Origin of the sequence: Gaetbulibacter sp. S0825 (genome assembly GCF_011777505.1) — a bacterium.
Taxonomy (GTDB): domain Bacteria; phylum Bacteroidota; class Bacteroidia; order Flavobacteriales; family Flavobacteriaceae; genus Pontimicrobium.
Map to the genome: position 1 here is coordinate 1,487,187 of NZ_JAATJT010000001.1, position 22,013 is coordinate 1,509,199.

General features: G+C 32.2%; 19 protein-coding genes. 9 read left to right on the forward strand and 10 right to left on the reverse strand.

The annotated features are described in order from the left end of the window. The first annotated feature begins 151 nt into the window (after positions 1 to 151). Complete coding sequence (locus HB672_RS06805) at positions 152 to 1,090, forward strand: NAD-dependent epimerase/dehydratase family protein (RefSeq protein WP_167609742.1); 939 nt, start codon at positions 152 to 154, stop codon at positions 1,088 to 1,090. A gap of 6 nt (positions 1,091 to 1,096) precedes the next feature. Here HB672_RS06805 and HB672_RS06810 read toward each other — a convergent pair whose 3' ends face one another. From HB672_RS06810 to HB672_RS06825, 4 genes are read right to left on the reverse strand one after another with little or no spacing between them, the layout of a single operon-like run. Continuing rightward, a complete protein-coding gene (locus HB672_RS06810; RefSeq protein ID WP_167609745.1) occupies positions 1,097 to 2,512 on the reverse strand; it encodes a glycosyltransferase family 39 protein in 1,416 nt (471 codons plus the stop codon). Between the two features lie 2 nt (positions 2,513 to 2,514). Continuing rightward, positions 2,515 to 3,276: a glycosyltransferase gene (locus tag HB672_RS06815; protein WP_167609747.1), complete on the reverse strand. Its 762-nt coding sequence runs from the start codon at positions 3,274 to 3,276 to the stop codon at positions 2,515 to 2,517. Between the two features lie 43 nt (positions 3,277 to 3,319). Next, entirely contained in the window at positions 3,320 to 4,399 is a 1,080-nt protein-coding gene (gene meaB, locus HB672_RS06820) for a methylmalonyl Co-A mutase-associated GTPase MeaB (protein WP_167609750.1), read from the reverse strand. Position 4,400: 1 nt separating this feature from the next. Then, a complete protein-coding gene (locus tag HB672_RS06825) occupies positions 4,401 to 4,958 on the reverse strand; it encodes a DUF2911 domain-containing protein (protein WP_167609753.1) in 558 nt (185 codons plus the stop codon). A 203-nt stretch (positions 4,959 to 5,161) separates the two neighbouring features. Between HB672_RS06825 and HB672_RS06830 the strand changes: the two genes are divergently transcribed. The 3 genes from HB672_RS06830 (at position 5,162) to HB672_RS06840 (ending at position 7,886) form a co-directional block, all read left to right on the forward strand. Continuing rightward, positions 5,162 to 5,719, forward strand: a complete 558-nt coding sequence (locus HB672_RS06830) for an RNA polymerase sigma factor (RefSeq protein WP_167609756.1) — start codon at positions 5,162 to 5,164, stop codon at positions 5,717 to 5,719. Then, a complete protein-coding gene (locus HB672_RS06835) occupies positions 5,703 to 6,278 on the forward strand; it encodes a hypothetical protein (RefSeq protein WP_167609759.1) in 576 nt (191 codons plus the stop codon). Before HB672_RS06830 ends, HB672_RS06835 begins: the two co-directional genes overlap by 17 nt. Before the next feature lie 105 nt (positions 6,279 to 6,383). Next, a complete protein-coding gene (locus HB672_RS06840) occupies positions 6,384 to 7,886 on the forward strand; it encodes a hypothetical protein (protein ID WP_167609762.1) in 1,503 nt (500 codons plus the stop codon). Positions 7,887 to 7,942: 56 nt separating this feature from the next. On the opposite strand, the gene secA is transcribed toward HB672_RS06840, so the two are convergent. From secA to HB672_RS06870, 6 genes are all read right to left on the reverse strand, one after another. Then, positions 7,943 to 11,296, reverse strand: a complete 3,354-nt coding sequence (gene secA, locus HB672_RS06845) for a preprotein translocase subunit SecA (protein ID WP_167609765.1) — start codon at positions 11,294 to 11,296, stop codon at positions 7,943 to 7,945. Between the two features lie 130 nt (positions 11,297 to 11,426). Then, positions 11,427 to 11,648, reverse strand: a complete 222-nt coding sequence (locus HB672_RS06850; protein ID WP_136844726.1) for a DUF2795 domain-containing protein — start codon at positions 11,646 to 11,648, stop codon at positions 11,427 to 11,429. Between the two features lie 160 nt (positions 11,649 to 11,808). After that, positions 11,809 to 12,384 (reverse strand): cob(I)yrinic acid a,c-diamide adenosyltransferase, encoded by a 576-nt coding sequence (locus tag HB672_RS06855; protein WP_167609768.1) that lies wholly within the window; start codon positions 12,382 to 12,384, stop codon positions 11,809 to 11,811. 64 nt (positions 12,385 to 12,448) lie between these two features. After that, positions 12,449 to 13,114, reverse strand: coding sequence for a hypothetical protein (locus HB672_RS06860; protein WP_167609771.1), 666 nt, complete (start codon positions 13,112 to 13,114; stop codon positions 12,449 to 12,451). A gap of 31 nt (positions 13,115 to 13,145) precedes the next feature. After that, positions 13,146 to 13,919 (reverse strand): class I SAM-dependent methyltransferase, encoded by a 774-nt coding sequence (locus tag HB672_RS06865; RefSeq protein ID WP_167609774.1) that lies wholly within the window; start codon positions 13,917 to 13,919, stop codon positions 13,146 to 13,148. A gap of 1 nt (position 13,920) precedes the next feature. Next, entirely contained in the window at positions 13,921 to 15,777 is a 1,857-nt protein-coding gene (locus HB672_RS06870; RefSeq protein ID WP_167609777.1) for an ABC-F family ATP-binding cassette domain-containing protein, read from the reverse strand. 104 nt (positions 15,778 to 15,881) lie between these two features. Here HB672_RS06870 and HB672_RS06875 point away from each other — a divergent pair, with 104 nt between their 5' ends. From HB672_RS06875 to HB672_RS06895, 5 genes are read left to right on the forward strand one after another with little or no spacing between them, the layout of a single operon-like run. Further along, positions 15,882 to 16,673 carry a polysaccharide biosynthesis/export family protein gene (locus HB672_RS06875; protein WP_167609780.1) on the forward strand — a complete coding sequence of 264 codons (792 nt, stop codon included), beginning with the start codon at positions 15,882 to 15,884 and terminating at the stop codon, positions 16,671 to 16,673. Between the two features lie 7 nt (positions 16,674 to 16,680). Beyond that, positions 16,681 to 19,116 carry a tyrosine-protein kinase gene (locus tag HB672_RS06880; RefSeq protein WP_167609783.1) on the forward strand — a complete coding sequence of 812 codons (2,436 nt, stop codon included), beginning with the start codon at positions 16,681 to 16,683 and terminating at the stop codon, positions 19,114 to 19,116. A 6-nt stretch (positions 19,117 to 19,122) separates the two neighbouring features. Further along, positions 19,123 to 19,707, forward strand: coding sequence for a sugar transferase (locus tag HB672_RS06885; protein ID WP_208864184.1), 585 nt, complete (start codon positions 19,123 to 19,125; stop codon positions 19,705 to 19,707). Positions 19,708 to 19,714: 7 nt separating this feature from the next. Continuing rightward, positions 19,715 to 21,007, forward strand: coding sequence for a nucleotide sugar dehydrogenase (locus tag HB672_RS06890; protein WP_167609786.1), 1,293 nt, complete (start codon positions 19,715 to 19,717; stop codon positions 21,005 to 21,007). After that, a complete protein-coding gene (locus HB672_RS06895; protein WP_167609789.1) occupies positions 21,007 to 21,984 on the forward strand; it encodes an SDR family oxidoreductase in 978 nt (325 codons plus the stop codon). The genes HB672_RS06890 and HB672_RS06895 overlap by 1 nt, the downstream gene beginning before the upstream one ends. Positions 21,985 to 22,013 lie beyond the last annotated feature (29 nt).

Sequence of the window (22,013 nt, forward strand, 5' to 3'; positions counted from 1 at the left end):
CAAATTAGTTTTCTGCTACAAAAGTATTCTTTTTTTAAGGGATTACAACATATCGATTATGTGTAATATTACGTATAGATTCTAAAACAAATTAAAACTATCGTTATCAAAAATTAAAAAAGGTAGTAAATTGCAGCATCAAAATGTATTAATGAAAATTCTTGTTACTGGAGCAGCAGGTTTTATAGGCTCTCACACAGCCGAAAGGTTGAGTGAATTAGGACACGACGTAGTTGGTGTGGATAATTTTAACGATTATTATGACCTTGAATTGAAGCAAATGAATGCAAATTCAATCAAGGAAAAAGGCGTTGAAATAATCAATTTAGATTTAAGAGACGAAAATCTTTCTGATACTATGCCTTTAGATATAGACTATATTTTTCATTTTGCTGCGCAACCTGGAATTTCTGCAACTTCTACTTTTGAAGATTACTTTACCAACAATATTATTGCTACAAAGCATTTAATAGATTATGCACAACAGTGTGAAAATTTTAAAATGTTTGTAAATATTGGCACCTCTTCAATTTATGGTTTGGAAGCCACTTTTACCGAAGATGTTGCGCCAAAACCAGCATCTCATTATGGTGTTACAAAATTAGCAGCTGAACAATTGGTACTTCAAAAGAGTAGAGAAAACATATTTAAAGCATGTTCATTAAGGTTGTACTCTGTCATTGGGCCAAGAGAAAGACCTGAAAAAATGTACACCAAATTGATTGCTTGTGGAATTAATAATCAAGCATTTACTTTATATGAAGGTAGCGACAAACATTTGCGAAGCTTTACATATGTAGGCGATATTGTGGATGGTGTTGTTAGTGTAATAGGTAACGAAGTCATAGTAAATGGTGAGATTATTAATTTAGGAACCGAGGTAGAACACACCACACAAGAAGGTATTGAAGCTGTAGAAAAAGTTCTTGAAAAATCCATTCAAATTGAAATTGTTAAGAAAAGGGCAGGAGACCAATCTCGCACAAAAGCTAATATTGATAAGGCTAGAAAGCTGCTAAACTATAATCCGCAAACGACATTATTGGAAAGTGTGACACATCAAGTTAATTGGTATAAAGCTAATTTTTAGAACGCTTTATTTTTCAAACTTAAATGCCGAAGTCCTTTTAATAGAATCTATTCTTACCATTTTTTCTAGAAACTCCTCAGGGACGTTTTTAATTTTATTATGCCTAATAAGCATAATAAAATTATCATTAGAGTTTGAGATAGAATCTATTGATGCTTCCTTTATTATTTTTATATCACCACTTGAATAAAACCTACTGGAATAAGATTTTTTCCCCCAATAATAAATAGGTGTGTTCGGTTCGTTTTCTATTAATTTTTCAACAATATATTTGTCGGTGTTTAAATCTTCTAACAATTTGTCATCACCAAACGCCACAACACAAGTCGCTATTATCACTAAAAACGGAAAAATTGAACCTAGAATAAATAGCAACTTTTTGTTTTTAAACTCATGCCAATAATGCACCATTAATAAGGCAACTGGTATGGTAACAGGTAAAGTGTAAGTATGTAGTATGTTTTTTGAAATAGTAAAGAATATTGGTGTCCATAACAACCATAAAACCAAAAAGGAAACCCATTTGTTTTTCAAAATAGTTTTACGCTCTTTCCATAATCTAATAAGGACAAATTGTATCCAAGGAAAAGAAAAAACCAATAAAAACACCCAAATCATTCCTAAAGGTTGCTTATGACCACTGCCATATAAATCTCCTTCCCAGCCAGATACTACAAAGCGTTTAAAATGTTCGCCTACAATAAAGTAATCTAAAAACCCAGGAGACCTATTTTCAGCAAGTAAGTACCAAGGCAAAGCAATAGCAATTGTAATTAGTATTCCAGTTAACCAAGGTATTTTGTTCCAAACGTCTTTGATAGATATTTTTTGAATAATGAGCCAAATAAAAAGAGGAGGCGCTGTTAATACTAAAACTATAGGCCCTTTAGATAATAATCCTAAAGCTATCGCAATAAAGAATAAATAATTCCAAAAGCTACGCTTTTCGTTTTCGATAGATTTCCAAAACGAAATCATTATTAGGGTGATAGAAAGGCATAATACTGCATCTGTAGAAACAACACCTGCATGTAATAAAAACTCAGGTGTGGTTAACAGGATAAATGCAGGCAGATAAAAGCTTTTTCCAGCTTGCTTTACAAATTTCCCTAGTATGAAGACCAATATTAAACAAACTAAAAAATAGGGTAATCTTGCAGCAATTTCATTCACTCCAAACATACTAAAACTATTCGCCGATAACCAAGTTGACAAAGGTGGTTTCGCCCAGAATGGTACACCATAATCTATTTGTAATACTACCCAATCTTGAGTCTCGTACATTAGGCGAGCTATTTCAGAATATCTTGATTCGGTTTTATCTAACAGCGGAATAAGTCCAGTTAAGATAAATCGTAATACGATAATAACGATTATCGAATAAAAAATATAGGCTGTTTGTTGTTTTGTATTATTGAGCATTATTATTTTCTTGAAGCTTTACATACTTTGTTAATCTTGTATAAATCTATCCAAAGTTTAAAAAAATAGGTGAATTTAACTTTAGAATCTCCTTGATCTATCCATCTTTTTAAAGGAACTTCCAGCATGTGGTTAGTGGCTTGGTCAACTCCAAAATGCACCATTAATCTATTAAAAATTTCAACATCAAATAACCATTTTGAAATAAAAGGGTCTTTAAAAGCGACTTCAGAAAGTTTTTTAGTAAACAGTTTACAACCACATTGCGTATCGTAAACTTTCAAATCTAAAATATTGGAGATGGCAGTAGCAATAATTCTACCAATTAAAAATCGTGATTGACTACGTTTAATAGTTGAACCAACTTTCATAATTCTTGAACCAAAAACAAAATGGATGGAGTCGTTAAAATATGAAGTTAAGGACACGCATTCTTCCAGTGATGTGGCCAAATCTGCATCTAAGTAGGCAATGTATTTATAATTATATTTGTTGTTACATTCAGCAAAAGCAGCTCTAATTGCTTCGGCTTTTCCAACATTTGTTTTGCAGTTTAATACAGCAATATTTTCTGGATAAGTTTCTTTGAAATTTGCTAGAATATTTGCTGTATCATCAGTTGAGCCATCATTTACAAAGCATAGTAAAACGTTAGAGTGATTATTTATAAAATTGAAATAGGCTTTTCTGTCGAGCCCTTTTTCTTCATTATAACAAGGGATTACAATGCAAGTTTCAAATGAAGTATCAGCCAAATTGCTCATAAATAATAGCAAAAATTTAAAGGCGCAAGGTAATCAAAAAACGTTAGATTAATTTTAATAAATATTCAGCAGCAGCAAAAGGAGTTGTTTTATTATCCTCTATAAGTTTAAGCTGTTTTTGTAATTCTGGTTTAATTATTTTGTTGTTAAAAAAATCAAACTTCAATTGTCCTTCAATAGTTTGAAGTAGCCAAAACTTATTTTGTTCTTGTCGTTTTTTAGTGAAAAAATTATTATTCTTAGTCATAATAAGGTACTCCATTATCATATGCCACACATCTTCAATTCCTTCATTATTTAAAGCACTGCAAAGTGAAACTGGAGGCGACCACGACGATTCTTTTTCTGGATATAAGTGCAATGCTCTTGCAAACTCAACTTTGGCTAGTTTTGCACGCTTTACATTATCACCATCTGCTTTATTTATAACAATGGCATCAGCCATTTCAATAATACCACGTTTAATGCCTTGAAGTTCGTCACCAGCACCTGAGAGTTTTAAAAGCAAAAAGAAATCGACCATACTATGTACAGTAGTTTCACTTTGACCAACACCAACAGTTTCAATGATAATTGTATCAAACCCAGCAGCTTCACAAAGTATAATAGTCTCTCTAGTTTTTCTAGCAACACCTCCAAGTGAGTCACCAGAAGCCGAAGGTCTTATATAGGCGTTAGGCTCTTTTACAAGATCAGCCATTCGTGTTTTGTCTCCCAAAATACTGCCTTTGGTAATTGAGCTACTTGGGTCTACAGCAAGTACTGCAATTTTTTTATTTAATGAAATCAGGTGTTTTCCTAAAGCTTCAATAAACGTACTTTTGCCAACTCCTGGAACACCAGTAACTCCTATTCTAACAGAGTTATTGGCATAAGGCAAACACCCTTTAATAATAGTGTTAGCTTTTTCAAGATGTTTTGGGTTTTTGCTCTCAACCAAAGTAATGGCTCTACTTAAAGAAGTAATATTACCATCTAAAATACCTTTGATTAAGTCTCGTGCACTTGGTTGCTTTTTTCGTTTAGAAACAACTTTAGAAATAGCACTGTCATCAGTAATTTCTGGTGAAGGAATGCCTTTTTTTTCCTCTAGTGCTGAGTTGTATTTTTGTTTTTTTTGCAAACTATTGATTTAACGGAACTGCAATTTTTACATCGTCCCAAGCCATAGTTAAAGATAGGTTATCTGTAGAATTATCAAAAGCAATTGTGAATTGTTCTACAAAGCTTGGTATTTTTTGTACTGGAACATCAATACTAACGGCGTCAAAATTTGGATCACGCATAGGTTCCATGGAATCATTAACTCCCCAAGGATATTGCTTCGCATTAAAAATAACTTTCCAAGTTGTTTCATCTGGAATTGTCCAAAGTGTGTATTTTCCAGCTGCCAAATAATCTTTTCCAATTTTTAATGGTTGATTCGTTTCAAAAGTGGTTGCTTCGTTGGCTCCTGTACGCCAAACCTTATTAAACGCTACCAATCCGCCAAAAATATTACGATCTCTTTTGGAGGGTCTGTTATAAAATACTTCTAATTCTAAATCGTTAAGCTTAAACTCAACTGTATCTTTGGGACTTAAAGGTTTCTTCAAAATATCACCATTTATATAGGCATATAAAAATATACCTACAGCAATTAGAAGTAACACAAAAATAAGACCCTTTAAAAATTTATTCATTTTGAAATAATATTTGAAATTAGTTAGAAGTAGTTTTAACTTGAACGCTAAGTTATTACACTTTGTTTTAATTTCTAAAAAATAATCGGCTTTTTGCAACATCTATAATTTTATGTCGTCTTTAAGTTGAATTCGAATTTATTTAATCAAAAAATAATACCTAATATTAGTATTATGAAACGACCTAACCAAAACATCAATTAGTGAATACATTAACAATAGATATTATTGAGCGATGTATGCACAACGACCGTAAAGCGCAATTAAAACTGTACAATCAGTATTGCGATGGTATGTATATAGTGGCTAAAAGATTTTTAAAAGATTCTTTTGAAGCCGAAGATGTAGTACAAGAAGCGTTTATAAAAGCATTTACAAAACTACATCAGTACAAAGCTGAAGTCACTTTTGGTGCTTGGTTAAAACGAATCGTCATTAATAAGAGTATCGACTTAATAAAATCTAAAAAGCAACAAATGTTGGAATTAGATGAGGTGCACCTAAAAGTAGTCGACTCTGGTTATGAAGACGAATGGTTGGTAGACGATACCATTACTTTAGATGAGGTAAAAGAAGCAATAAACCAATTACCCGATAAGTATAAATATGTAGTGATGCTGTTTTTAATTGAAGGTTATGACCACCAAGAAATATCAGAAATTTTAAACATTACCGAAGTAGCATCACGAACACAATTATCAAGAGGTAAGGCAAAATTAAGGGAATTATTAAAAGTAACACAAAATGGCACAAGACATTAGAAAATTGTTCGAGAACGAACAAAAAATAAGCAAGGATAAAATGCCAAAAGGTCACGAAGCAAGGTTTTTAGAAAGACTTGATAATGAACTTCCTTCGTCACAAAAGCAAAGCATATTTACATTTTTAAATATTGCTGCAAGTGTGGTAATTTTAATAGGATTAAGTTTTGGAGCATTTAAAGCTTTTAACTCAAATCCAGATAATCCAAAAGGAACAGAAATTGTAGAAACCGAAAAAGAATCGCCTTTAGGAAAATTATCGCCACAGTTAAAAAAAGTCGAGGACTATTATTTAGCAAACATCAATTTAGAGTTATCTAAGATGAAAGTGACTCCAGAAAATCAAGAGTTATTTAATGGTTATTTAGAGCGATTAGAAGAGCTTAATAACGAATACGCTAAACTAGCCGATGAGTTAACACATTCTGGCCCTACTGAGCGAACTGTTAATGCGCTAATAGATAATTTAAAGTTGCGATTAAATCTATTGTATCGTCTTAAGGAAAAATTAAACGAATTAAACAACGACACTAATCAGCTTGAACAAGTTCAAGCTTAATAAAACATATCAAAAAATGAAATCGACTGTATTAAAGTAATTTTTAAAATTAATTTGATACCCTAAGATTACATTTGACTGATGTAACAATTAAAAAACGAACAAATGAAACAGTATAAATTTATAGCACTAGTAATAGTTTTTTTAAGTGTATTTAGCTTAAATGCACAACAAAAGCTAGAAAAGTTGTCTAAAACAGTAAAAGCTAACAAAGATGTTATTTTGCGTTTAGACACTAATCAAACCAATATTGAAATAGATACTTGGGATAAGAATGAAATTCAAGTAGAAGCCTTTATTGAAAGTGATGAATTGTCTAAAGAGGATTTGAAAGAAGTATTAGAATCATGGGATATGCAAGTAGAGGGATCTGGAGCTAATGTATCAATTGAATCTAGAGGTGGTTATGGAGGTTCTTGGGATTTTAACTTTAGTGGTTTAGAAGCATTAGATGTATTAAAAGATATTGACATCATTATTCCTCAGATACCAGAAATGCCTGAGTTGCCTAAAATGCCAGAGATGCCAGAAATGAATATTGAGCTTCCAGAAATGCCAGAGATTCCTGAGTTGCCAGAATTACCAGAGGGTGTTCATAATGTTCAATTTGATGTCGAAAAATATAAAAAAGAAGGAGAACCTTATTTAGATAGATGGAGCCAAGAGTTTGAAGATAAATATGGCAAAGGTTACAAAGAAGCCATGAAAAAATGGGCAAGAGAATTTTCAAAAGTCGACTGGGATTCCTATTCTGTACGAATGGAAAAATGGGGCGAGAAATTTGGCGAGAAATTTGGAGACAAATTTGGTAAAAGCATGGAAAAATGGGGAGAAGAGTTTAGTAAAAAATTTGATGGAAAATGGGCAGAAGACATGGAAAAATGGGGAGAGGAGTTTGGCGAAAAATTTGGTAAAGAATGGGAAGAAAAAGGTAAAGAGATTGAAGAGCGTATGAAAGAATTCGAAGAAGAGTGGGAGGTGAAAGGTGAGGCTATGGAAAAACGCTTTGAAGATTTAGAAAAGAAGAACAATAAAGTTAAAATAACGATTAGGATAAAAATGCCTAAGGATACGAAGCTAAAGGTAAATGTACGTCATGGAGAGCTTAAATTTGCCTCAGTGATTCATAACCTAAAAGCAGATTTATCTCACTCAAGTTTATTAGCTGAACGCATTGATGGAAGTACTACTTCCATCAATGCATCTTATTCTCCAATATTAGTTAATAATTGGGATGAAGGAGAATTAACACTCAAATACGTTGATGATGTTTTGTTAAAAAACGTAAAAACCTTAGTGTTGTTTTCTAATTCATCAAATATTAATATTGATTACTTATCCGGAAACTCTATTATTGATGGTAGCTTTGGAGAATTAACTATACATAACATTTTAGATTCATTTAGCAACTTAAATGTGGTTTTAGAAAATAGCGATGCACATATTAAATTACCAAAATCTGACTTTGATTTAGTGTTTAAGGGAGATCGCTCAAAATTTAATGGTGAACGTACCGATAAAAAAGTGATTAAAAACTACCCAAATAATATAACCTCGAACAAAACCATTCTTGTAAATGCTAAATACAGCAACATCGTTATGCAATAAAAAAATCTGAACTCATTGAAGTCCAGATTTTCTTGTAAATATATTTGTCTTAATATTTAATCTTCAGTCAAAACCCAATCACCTTTTGAAATTAAAGGTTCAGCTTGTTTATATTTAAGGGTTTTACTTTCGCCACTCATTACATTTTTAATCGTTACACGATCGTTACGTCCAATTTTTGGTCGTTCTCGTACAATAGTTTCAACTACTTGTTGTTGACGTTGCGTGTTTCCAGCAGCTCTAGATTCAGCTGAACGTTCGTCTAAGTTTTGTATCTCTTCTTTAGTTGTTTGTGTTTTTTCTCGTTTTCTTGCTTTAGCTTCTTGAATTGTATTAGCAGTTTCTTGAGGTATTTCACCTTTAAACAAGAAAGAAATTACATCTTTATTTACTTGATCTATCATTGCTTTAAACAGCTCAAACGACTCAAATTTATAAATCAATAAAGGGTCTTTTTGTTCGTGAACCGCTAACTGTACAGATTGCTTTAACTCATCCATTTTACGAAGATGTGTTTTCCAGGCATCATCAATAATAGCCAACGAAATGTTCTTTTCAAAATCGGTAATTAGTTGTTTACCGTTAGTATTATATGCCTTTTCAAGGTCTGTAATTACTTGTAAATTCTTAATACCATCAGTAAAAGGAACTACAATTCGCTTAAATCTATCGCGTTGGGTTTTATATACATTTTCTATAACTGGAAATGCCAAATCTGCATTACGTTCCATTTTCTCTTTATAATGAGCAAAAGCTGCTTTATAAATAGTCGATGAAATTTCTTGGGTAGAAAGTTTCTCAAATTCTTCTTTTGAAATAGGAGAACTCATAGAGAAATAACGAATTAATTCAAATTCAAAATTCTTATAATCGTTAGCTTCCTTATTAGTTTCGGCAATAATTTCAGAGGTGTCAAAAATCATATTTGCTAAATCCACACGTAAACGCTCACCAAATAAGGCATGGAAACGACGTTTGTAAACCACTTCACGTTGTGCATTCATTACATCATCATACTCTAATAATCGCTTACGAACACCAAATTGATTTTCCTCTACTTTTTTCTGTGCACGCTCTATAGATTTTGAAATCATAGAATGTTGAATTACTTCACCTTCTTGTAATCCCATTCTATCCATCATTTTGGCTATACGTTCACTACCAAAAAGACGCATTAAGTTATCTTCTAGCGATACATAAAATTGTGAACTACCTGGATCTCCTTGTCGTCCAGCACGACCACGTAACTGTCTGTCTACACGACGCGAATCATGACGCTCTGTACCAACAATGGCTAAACCTCCAGCTTTTTTAACTTCATCGCTAAGTTTAATATCTGTACCACGACCAGCCATGTTAGTTGCAATAGTTACTTGTCCTGCATTTCCAGCTTCGGCAACAATTTCTGCTTCTTTTTTATGCTGTTTTGCATTAAGTACATTGTGAGGTATTTTTCTAATACTTAACATTTTACCAAGCAACTCACTAATTTCAACCGATGTTGTACCAATTAGCACAGGACGACCAGCTTGAGATAGTTTGGTAACTTCTTCAATTACTGCGTTGTATTTTTCTCGTTTTGTTTTATAGACTAAATCCTCTTTATCATCACGAGCAATTGGACGATTGGTTGGAATTTCAACAACATCCAATTTGTAAATCTCCCAAAATTCACCAGCTTCTGTCACTGCAGTACCTGTCATACCAGATAGTTTGCGATACATACGGAAATAATTCTGTAACGTAACAGTCGCAAATGTTTGTGTGGCAGCTTCAATTTTTACATTTTCCTTAGCTTCAATCGCTTGGTGTAGGCCATCACTATAACGACGACCATCCATTATACGACCAGTTTGTTCATCGACAATCATTACTTTATTCTCCATGACAACATATTGTGTGTCTTTTTCAAATAAAGCGTATGCTTTTAAAAGTTGATTTAGTGTATGAATTCGTTCAGATTTTACACCAAAATCTCTGAATAACTCTTCTTTTAAATTAGCTTCTTCTTCAGATGAAAGACCTTGAGATTCAATTTTAGCAATTTCAGTACCCATTTCAGGCATTACGAAAAAATCTGGATCATCCTTACCTGAAAGATACTCTACACCTTTATCAGACAGCTCAATTTGGTTATTCTTTTCATCAATTACATAGTACAATTCGGCATCTACCTTTGGCATTTCACGGTTATTGTCCTGCATGTAAAAGTTCTCAGTTTTTTGAAGTAATTGTTTTACACCTTCTTCACTTAAAAACTTTATAAGCGCTTTATTTTTTGGAATACCTCTATACACTCGAAGTAACTGAAAACCACCTTCTTTAGTGTCTCCAGCAGCAATTAATTTTTTAGCTTCAGCTAGAACTCCTGTTAAATATTTGCGTTGTACGCTAACAATATCGTCTACTTTTGGCTTTAATTCGTTGAATTCATGTCTGTCTCCTTGTGGAATAGGACCAGATATAATTAAAGGTGTTCTTGCATCATCTACTAATACCGAATCTACCTCATCGACAATGGCGTAATGATGTGGACGCTGTACTAAATCGTCAGGCGAATGGGCCATATTATCACGCAAATAATCGAAACCAAATTCGTTATTAGTTCCGTATGTGATATCGGCATTGTAAGCTTTTTTACGAGAGGCAGAATTTGGCTGATGATAATCTATACAGTCAATGCTTAAACCATGAAATTGAAAAATTGGTGCCATCCACGCACTATCACGTTTTGCTAAGTAATCATTTACAGTTACTAAGTGAACTCCTTTTCCAGTTAAGGCATTTAAGTAAACAGGAAGCGTTGCTACAAGAGTTTTACCTTCACCAGTTTGCATTTCGGCAATTTTACCTTGATGCATAGCAATACCACCAATTAATTGAACATCGTAATGCACCATATCCCAAGTAATTGGTTTTCCAGCAGCGTCCCAAGAGTTAGACCAAATGGCATGTTCACCATCAAGGTTTACATAGTCATTTTCACCAGATACTTCTCTATCAAAAGCATTAGCAGTAACCTTGATTTCGGTATTGTTTACAAAACGTTTCGCTGTTTCTTTTACTACTGCAAAGGCTTCAGGGAGAATCTCGTTTAGGGTTTCTTCAGTAATATTATAAGAGTCGTCTTTAAGTTTATCTATTTCTTGGTAGATGTCTTCTTTTCTATCAATGTCTTCGGCTGTGTCTGCTTCTTCTTGAAGTTTTATTATTTCATCTTCAATGCTTTTTCGAGCATCTGCTATTTTAGATTTAAACTCTAAAGTTTTTGCTCTTAGCTCATCATGCGATAAACTTTCTAGTTGTGACTCAAAGGATTTAATTTGATTGACAATAGGCATAATTGCCTTGACATCTTGTTTGGATTTGTCTCCAACAAATACTTTAAGTACTGAATTTAAAATACTCATTTATATAGGTTTGTTTTTAGTCTTTGATTAATAGGTAGTCAAAGATACTACTTGTTGTTATGTTTAATGAAAAAATAGTGTACAAAAAAAGCCTCCAGAGAGACTTTTTAACTATTTTTTATGGTTTGGTTTAATATTCATCCTCATTCCAAAGATAATCTTCGTCTGTTGGATAATCTGGCCAAATTTCTTGAATAGAATCATAAGAATCACCTTCGTCCTCAATAGATTGCAAGTTCTCAACTACTTCTAGTGGAGCTCCTGTTCTAATAGAGTAATCGATTAATTCATCTTTTGTTGCTGGCCAAGGTGCATCACTTAAATACGATGCTAGTTCTAATGTCCAATACATTTCTTACAAATTTAATTTTTTGCAAAAATAAATTTTTAACTGAATAAGACAAGAAAAAATCGAATTATTTAATCATTAAATTTTAAGAACGTTCAATTTTCACTGTAAAGCATCAGTTTAAAACTAGTTTTACAGATTAATACTATTGCTAAATTTTAGTTTATGAATCCTTTTGAGGTATCCATTTTACTTCATCAGCTTGTAAGTCTTTGGACAATTTCCGTGCCAATACAAAAAGATAGTCAGATAGACGGTTCAAGTACATTAATGTTTCAGGTTGAAAAGGGTCTAAATCGTTTAAAGCAGCTGCTAAACGTTCCGCTCTACGGCAAACACAGCGCGCTATGTGACAGAATGACACAGTTTGATGGCCTCCTGGAAGAATAAAATGCGTCATTGGTGGTAATGCTTCATTCATGTTATCCATTTCTTTTTCTAGAAGCTCGATATCTTCATTGGATATTTTAGGAATGTTTAAACGCTCTTTACCACTTTTAAGCATTGCTTTTTCAGGGTCTGTTGCTAAAATAGCACCAACTGTAAATAGTTTGTTTTGTATGGTCGCTAGAATTTCTTTTGAATGCTTATCAATATCTTGATCTCTAACTAAACCTAGGTGCGAGTTTAACTCATCAACGGTGCCATAACTTTCAATACGAATATGATGTTTAGGTACTTTTGTGCCTCCAAATAATGCGGTTTTACCTTTGTCGCCTGTTTTTGTGTATATTTTCATATTACGAAGTTAAAAGTTAAAAAGTGAATAGGCAAAAGGATTTTACGAAAGATGTAAATACTTTTTACAACTCAACTAATCGTTTTTCTATTTTAGAAAATAAATCTTTCTCTAGATTTAATCTTTCATTTTGTATTTCTTTTAGGAAAGCAAGCCCTTTTTCTTTATGGCCTTTTTTTGCATACAGAAAAGCAGCAATATATTTTGGATTTGGCCAATGCAAGTTGTAGTCTTCACTTAAAATTTGTTGATTGGATATAATTAGAGAACCCTCTATAGTTGAGGCTTGATCTAACCAATCATAAATATCATCTTTCGTTTTAGATATTAATAACTTAATTGATTTTTCACATTGCTTTTTCCCCCAAGTTGTACTTATTCCATTTTCAATATCTGATTTATCATTTTGAAAGTCATTTGTAGCTACAGAGTTTTCAAATAATTGAAGTCTTGCAGATTTAAAAGTTCTATGTGTAATAATTCTCTTTCCGCTTAACATTGGCAAAAATTCATAACATATTCCCCAAATGAATATACCCATCAAACCTTTGCCTACTTGATAACAAACAACTTTTCTCATACCATTTTCTAATGGGCCAATCCATTGATAATTATTATTCCATTCAAGATTTATTTCTTTCATGATAGGAGAAACTACATTATTGAGAATGGATTTTAATGTTTCAGCATTAACGGGGTCAGGATATGATTTAATAAAAATGTTAAACATTTTTGAAAGATAATTAATGTAATTCACTTTTTTATATTCTAATCGTAAAGTGTTCTTTTTCTTGTTCTTTTCTAAAAAACACAAATCCCCAGAAAAAAGTGTCGATAGTTACAGTTACTTTAGGATGTAGTTTTATGGTTTCCCAAGCTTCAGTCATACCTTTGGACCAATAAATATCGTCAAAAATAAATACAGAATTATTAGATGCTGTAGGTAGTAACATTTCAAAATAATTTAAAGTGGCTTCTTTTTGATGATTGCCGTCAAAAAAGATTAAGTCGTAATTATTCTTAGAAAGTTCAGGCAGGAATTCTTTAAAGTCACCAGTTAGTTGGTTGATATTATCTAACCATTGCATGTTAAAGTTAATTTCTGTGTATTTTGAAATTTCTTGGCAACCTTCAATAGTTGTAATTTTGGCTTTTGGATTTCCTAAACTCATTGCTTGTGTGCCAATACCTAAAGATGTTCCTAATTCCAGAATATTGTTACAGTCGAAATATTTAACAAGTTTATAAAGTAGTATTGCTCTTTTTAGTTTTGTTCCTGAGTTTTTTGCGATGCTTGATATACTTCTTTTATTACTTTTTGTAACTCTTGAACCAGCGCCGAAGTCTGTAATATCAATTTTATGGCTAATTCTTTTTAATCGTCTATTAAATTCCTTAATTTTTCTATATTCTTTAATCTTTTTTTTATCGTAAAAGCATTTGGTAACTAAATCGTACACAAAAGGCGAGTGGACACCATGTTGGTTGGTGGAACGTAAAAGAAATTTTAAATATGCTTTTACTTGATACCACATGCTAATTTTCTAGTTTTTCGAGTAATTCTAACCAACGAAATTCTTTTTCTTCAATGGTGTTGATAATTTGTTGTAATTCTGCGGATAGCTCGTTTATTTTTTCGGTAGAAAGTGTTTCGTCATTAAACTTTGCTTCCAGTTCTTTTTTATCAAATTCTAAGGTTTTGAGTTTACTTTCAATATTTTTCAACTCCTTTTGTTCATTGTACGATAATTGGCTATTGCTGTCTTTTTTCCATTGCTTCTTTTCTATTTTCTTTTCAGTTGACTCTTTAGGTACACTATCTTCGTAAGTTCTAAAATCGGTATAGTTCCCAGGAAAATCATCAATAATACCTTGACCTCTAAATACAAATAAGTGATCTACTATTTTATCCATGAAATAACGATCGTGAGTCACAACAATTAGGCAACCTGGAAAATCCAGTAAGAAGTTTTCCAAAACGTTTAATGTTACAATGTCCAAATCGTTTGTTGGTTCATCCAGAATTAAAAAATTAGGATTCTGGATAAGAACTGTACATAAATACAATCGTTTACGTTCGCCACCACTTAGTTTTTCAACAAAGTCATATTGTTTTTTACGGTTAAATAAAAAGCGTTCTAATAATTGTTGTGCACTAATTTGTCGTCCTTTTTTTAAAGGAATATAATCGCCATAATCTCTTACGACATCTATAACCTTTTGATCTGGTTTAACATTAATTCCCTTTTGAGTGTAATAACCGAATTTTACAGTTTCGCCTAGTATAATTTTACCTGAATCTGGTTTTAAAGTATTGGTAATAAGGTTTAGAAATGTAGATTTTCCAGTCCCATTTTTGCCAATAATACCAATGCGTTCGCCTTTTTGAAACATATAATCAAACTTATTGAGCATGATATTATCGCCAAAGGCTTTAGATACATTATGAAACTCTACAATTTTGCTTCCTAAGCGTTCCATGTTAATTTCTAGTTGTACTACATTGTCTTTTCTACGTTTGTGAGCACGCTCTTTTATTTCAAAGAAATCATCTATTCTCGATTTGGATTTTGTGGTTCGTGCTTTAGGCTGCCTACGCATCCAATCCAGTTCCTTTTTAAAGAGTTGTTTAGATTTGTTGGTTTCAACCGCTTCACGTTCAATACGAGCTTCCTTTTTCTCTAGGTAGTAAGAGTAACTACCTTTGTAATTAAATATTTCGCCTTGGTCTAATTCAATTATTTCATTACAGACACGTTCCAAAAAATAACGATCGTGAGTAATCATAAATAATGTAATGTTTTCTTTTGCAAAAAAAGCTTCCAACCACTCAATCATTTCTAAATCCAGATGGTTGGTTGGCTCATCTAAAATGAGTAAATCTGGCTTGTTTATTAAGGCATTCGCTAAAGCTAAACGCTTTTTTTGACCACCAGATAATTGTGCAACTTTTTGATCTAAATCTTCAAGATTTAACTTAAACAATATTTGTGTGTACTGTGTTTCAAAATCCCATGCATTAAAACGCTCCATGGCTTCGAAGGCTTTTTGGTATACCTCTTCATCTTCTGGGTTTTTTAAGGCTTTGTGATATGAATTAATAACTTCCAAAATGGCATTGTCTGAATCGAAAATAGATTCTTCTATTGTTAAATCATCATTAAGTTCTGGTTCTTGAGCTAAAAAAGAAACTTTCAGTCCCTTTCTGTAAGTTACTTTTCCAGAGTCTGCTTCATCTTTTCCAGATAAAATATTTAGAATGGTAGTTTTACCCGAACCATTTTTAGCAACAAAAGCTATTTTTTGATCTTTATGTATGCTAAACGATACATTTTCAAAAAGTGTAAGTTCACCATAAGATTTTGATATGTTCTCTACTGTTAGATAATTCAAGTTGCTTTTTTCTGCAAATAAAGCATAAAAAACCAAAAAACACGTTAGCTGTTTTTATTTTGCTTTCTAAAAGCTATATTTGTGATTAAACAATACGCCTCAATATGAAGAAAATATTAGCTATTACTGTACTTGTTTTAAGTGTTTTAGCGTCTTCGTGTGTTCCTCAGAAAGATATACTGTATTTGCAAAATAAAGATAATGCATCAGACACAACTCATATAATTTCTGAAGTTCAAAAACCTTATAGAGTTCAAATACACGATATGCTTAATATTCGTGTTAAGGCTTTAGATCAAGATATTGTGAAAATGTTTAATCCAGTAGGAGAAGCTAACTTAAATGCAGGTAGTGCTGAGCGTGCTTATTTTGATGGATTTACCGTGGATCTTCATGGGGATATTCGAATACCAACGCTTGGTAAGGTAAGCGTTTTAGGATATACTACCGAGGAGATTGAAAAAATTATTGAAAAGAAATTGTTGGAAGAACAATTTAAAGAAACAGCCAATATTTTTGTAACTGTAAAGCTAACAGGTTTGCGTTTTACTGCCAATGGTGAAGTTGGTAGCCCAGGAACAATTACTTTGTATCAAGAACGTGTTAATATTTTTGAGGCTATTGCTAATGTTGGAGAAATACCAGTCACTGGTGATAAAAAGGATATATTAATTATCAGACAATACCCACAGGGACAGCAAATACACCACTTAGATTTAACAGATATTAGTGTAATGCAGTCACCATATTATTACATACAACCCAATGATATAATTTATGTAAAACCTATTAAACAAAAAACTTGGGGAACAGGTACTACAGGTGTTCAATCTTTTACAACGATTGTGTCTATTTTATCATTACTTACAACAACTATTATATTAATATCAAGATAAGGTGTCTATGAATGAAGATTTTAATATTAATGAGTTGCCTTCTAATTTCGATATTAAAAGCTTTTTATTTAAAGTTTTAAATTATTGGTATTTATTTGTATTAGCTCTTATAATTGGGTTTACCATTGCGTATTTTAAAAATGCCAGAATGCAAAATGAGTATGTTTTGGATTCTTTAATATCTGTAGAAAACGACCAAAACCCTTTTTTTACATCCAACACCAGTATTTCTTTTAATTATGGAGGTATTACTGATAAAGTTCAAACCGTAATTACCACTTTAAAAACAAGAAATCATAATGAAAAGGTGGTAGATTCTTTACAATACTACCTACAGTATTTAACACAAGGAAAATATTGGATGGATGAGGTTTATAAAAGTGCACCTTTTAAACTTGAGTTAGATACATCTAAACCACAAATTCTTAACAAACTAATTTCTATAAAATTTACGAGTAATGATACTTTTGAGGTTTCGGTAAATTTTGAGTCAGAGAGTGGCACAGGACAAGTCTATGCAACTAAAGAATATCTAGGGTTATTACTTCCTCAAGGTCAATTTGTTAAAACTTATAAAGTTGGAGAAGCAATAGAGGCTCCTTTTTTTAACGGTAAAATTGTTTTGAGGAATGAAAATCCTATGCAAATTGGTAAAGAGTATTTCATCAATTTCCTCAATTTCGATAGTATTGTTAATCAGTATAAAAGCTGGTTAAATGTAGCTTCAAGGCCAGTGGGCTCATCAATCTTAAGCCTTAGTTTGAGGGGTACAAACAAATCTAAAATTGTAGATTATTTAAATGCAACAGTTGCAATTTTGCAAAAAAGCCAACTAGAACGCAAAAACCTCTATGCTACCAACACTATTAAATTTATAGAAGATAGGATGAGTGTTGTTGGTGACTCACTAAAGAATGTGGAGGATGAATTAAATAAATTTAGAAGTAAGAATAAAATTTTTAATGTAGACCAAGAGAGCGGAAGGGTTTCAGACAAATTAAGAGACTATGAGGCGATGGAGAACGATCTAAACATTAAAATATCCTACTTGAATTCTCTTCAAACTTATTTAGAAACGCAAACAGATTATACTAAAATTACTGCGCCAACAAGTGTTGGAATTCAAGAAGCTAATATTGTAGGTAGTGCACGGAGAATAATAGATTTGGCTATAGTACGTCAAAAGTTAGAATATACAACTCGAGAAAGCTCAGAACAGTTTAGGAATATTGATAGACAAATTGATGCCGAAAAAAACGTATTATTAGAAACACTTAAAGAGACAAAAAAGACTTTTGGTATTCAATTAAATCAGATTAATAGATCTATGGCTAGTTTACAATCTACGTTAAGTAAACTGCCAATAGATCAACAAGAGTATTTAAAAATACAGCGACGATTTAATATAAGTGAAAATGTTTACAACGTATTTCAAACTAAACGTAGTGAAGCATCAGTAGTTAAAGCAGCCAATATCTCTGATATTAATGTGATAGATGAAGCTAAAGATATTGGAGTAGGTCCAATTGGACCAAATAAACGATTAAATTATCTTATTGCACTATTTGTAGGATTTTCAATTCCATTTGTAATTATTGTTTTTATAGCCTTTTTTGATAATAGTTTTCATAGCGTTTCAGATATTGAGAGACTGTCTAAAATTCCTGTTTTAGGTATTATTGGTAAATATAGAAGGGAAGGGAGTTTAGCAGTGTATGATAGTCCAAAATCAGCAATTTCAGAAGCTTTTAGAGCTATTAGGTCTAGTTTAAAATTTATTTATAAAAACCAAAAAGGAGAAGGTTCCAAAACGGTTTTGGTTACTTCTTCTGTTAGTGGTGAAGGGAAAACGTTTTGCGCCATAAACATAGCAACTGTTTTTGCATTATCAAACAAGAAGACTGTTTTAGTTGGACTTGATTTGCGAAAGCCTAAAATATCTAAAGATTTTAATCTTAAAAACGATTTAGGTGTTGTAGATTATTTGATAGATTCTAAAAATTTAGAAGATGTCATTCAACCTACTCATATTGATAATTTAGATATCATTTTATCAGGATCTATTCCTCCAAATCCATCAGAATTATTGATGAGTGATGAAATGGATGTGTTTATTGAGAAATTAAAAGAAACCTATGATATTATAGTTTTAGACACGCCTCCTTTAGGTTTAGTGACCGATGCTATTGAGTTAGTTGATTATGCAGATGCGACACTATATCTTGTAAGGCAAAATTATACTAAGAAAGACATGTTGACTGTTATTAACGACAAGTATAAAAAAGGAGAGATTAAAAATATAAGCTTCGTTCTTAACTATTACAAACATAAAAAGCGACAAGGCTATGGTTATGGCTACGGTTATGGCTATGGTTATCACGATAATGAAGAAGATAAAAATATCTTAAGTAAAATAAGTTCTATATTTAAACGTAAATCCTAAATCTTTTTGATTACTAAGTCCCAAATAAAGTTAAAAAGAGTTTTCGATATTTTATTAGCACTTGTTTTAATTCCAATTATTATTATTCCGCTAATAATATTCTTAATTCTTGCTGCTTTAGAAACTAGATTATCTGGTTTGTTTAAGCAGGATCGTGTTGGTCAGTACGGAAAAATCTTTAAAATATATAAAATAAGAACCTTGAAAAAAGGTAATCATGAGTTAGGTCAATTGGATACGTATGCAGCCCCTTTTGGGAAATTTTTGAGACACTATAAATTAGACGAATTACCACAATTATTCAATGTACTTTTTGGTGATATGAGTTTTGTTGGACCTAGACCAGATATTGTTGGTTTTGCAGATAAATTACAAGGAGAAGACCGAATTATTTTGAAGATAAAACCAGGGGTAACTGGGCCAGCAACTTTAAAATATAAAGACGAAGAAGCCATATTAGCCTTACAAGACGACCCAGAAAATTACAATAGAACGATTATTTGGGTAGATAAGGTTGAAATCAATAAAAAGTACGTGAAAAATTGGAGTTTTTACTTAGATTTGAAGTATATAGTGCAATCAATTTTTTAGTTAGCTAATGAATTCAAAAGATAAAATTACCATTATTGGTTTGGGATACGTCGGACTTCCTTTGGCGGTAGAATTTGCCAAAAAGTATCACGTTATAGGGTTTGATATTAATGAAACTCGAATTGCTGAGTTAAGGCAAGGAAAAGATAAAACCCTAGAGGTTGAAGATGAAGATTTAAAATCAGTATTGATCAATAATATCGATGAGGATAAAGGGCTATATATTACATCAAATCCAGCAGATTTAGAGTCTTCTAACATTTATATTGTTACTGTGCCAACACCAACAGATGATTTACATAAACCAATTTTGACACCATTGGTAAAGGCTAGTGAAGCAATTGGGAAAGTACTGAATTCTGGAGATATAGTTATCTACGAGTCTACCGTATACCCTGGATTAACCGAAGATGTTTGCGTACCCATATTAGCAAAGGAATCCGGATTACTATTCAACAAAGACTTTTTTGCAGGATATTCGCCAGAACGAATTAACCCAGGAGATAAAAAACATACCGTTACTAAAATATTAAAAGTCACCTCTGGATCAACACCAGAGATTGCAAAGCGAGTTGACGATTTATACAAATCGGTTATTACTGCAGGAACACATTTAGCGCCTTCAATAAAAGTTGCTGAAGCTGCAAAAGTTATCGAAAACTCTCAAAGAGATATCAATATCGCCTTTGTAAATGAGTTGTCAAAGATTTTTAGATTATTAGATATAGATACTAAAGCAGTACTAGAAGCCGCAGGCACTAAATGGAATTTTATAAAATTCACACCTGGTTTGGTTGGTGGACACTGTATAGGTGTCGATCCTTATTATTTAGCTCAAAAAGCCATAGAGTCTGGGTATGACCCTGAAATTATTTTGGCTGGAAGAAAAATGAACGACAGTATGGGAAGTTATGTTGCTCAAGAAACTGTGAAGATGATGATTAAGAAAGGCGCAACCATTAAAGGTGCTAACACTCTAGTTTTAGGAATCACATTTAAAGAGAATTGTCCAGACATTCGTAACTCAAGAGTTATTGATATTATTCGTGAGTTTGAAACCTATCATGTAAATGTAGATGTATATGATCCTTGGGCTTCAAAAGAAGAAGTAAAGCACGAGTATAATTTAGATTTAATGACTTCAACTAATGAATTAAGAGATAATTATGATGCTATTATTTTAGCAGTATCACATAACGAATTTTTAGAGTTGGATATACCTTCATTAAAATCAGATATAGGAGTGATTTTTGATGTAAAATCACTATTACCAAAACAAATTGTAGACGCAAGATTATAATGTACACACATAAATACCATAACGAAGACTTAAGTAACTACTCTTTTTTAATTACAGGAGGAGCAGGTTTTATAGGCTCAAACATTCTTGAATATCTATTAAAAAATAATGCAAAACTTGTAAGAGTATTGGATAATTTTTCTAATGGATTTAGAGAAAATCTTGAAGAGTTTCAAAGCAATCCAGCATTTGAGCTTCTAGAAGGTGATATACGCGATTTACAAACTTGTAAAGATGCCATGAAAGGTATCGATTATGTATCGCATCAAGCTGCATTAGGTTCTGTACCACGATCTATTAACGATCCAAACACGACCAACGATGTAAATATCACTGGGTTTTTAAATATGATGGTTGCCTTAAAGGATAGTGACACGGTAAAACGTATGGTCTATGCAGCATCCAGTTCGACCTATGGAGATAGTTTAACCTTACCTAAGGTAGAAGAGAATATTGGTAAACCTTTATCACCTTATGCGGTAACAAAGTATGTCAATGAGTTATATGCCGATGTATTTGGAAAAACCTATAATACAGATGTTATTGGGTTGCGTTACTTCAATATTTTTGGACCAAAACAAAGTCCAAAAGGCGCTTACGCTGCGGTAATTCCGTTATTCATGGAAGCTATTAAAAACGATGATTCAGCAACCATTAACGGTGATGGTGAACAAACAAGAGATTTTACTTTTGTAGAAAATGCAGTTCAAGCCAATATAAAAGGCTTTTTTGCACCAAAAGAAGCAGCCAACGAAGTGTTTAATATTGCCTGTGGCGAACGTATAAGTGTCAATTATTTATGGGAACATATCAACAATGCAGCATCTAAAAACGTTAAAGTTATATATGGACCATCAAGACAAGGCGATGTTAGAGATTCTTTAGCAGATATTTCTAAAGCAGAAAAATTAATGGGCTATAAGCCTGAGTTTACAGTTAGAGACGGTTTAAAAATTACTTGGGATTGTTTTAAGTAAATTTCTTAATATAATCTTCAATAGAATAA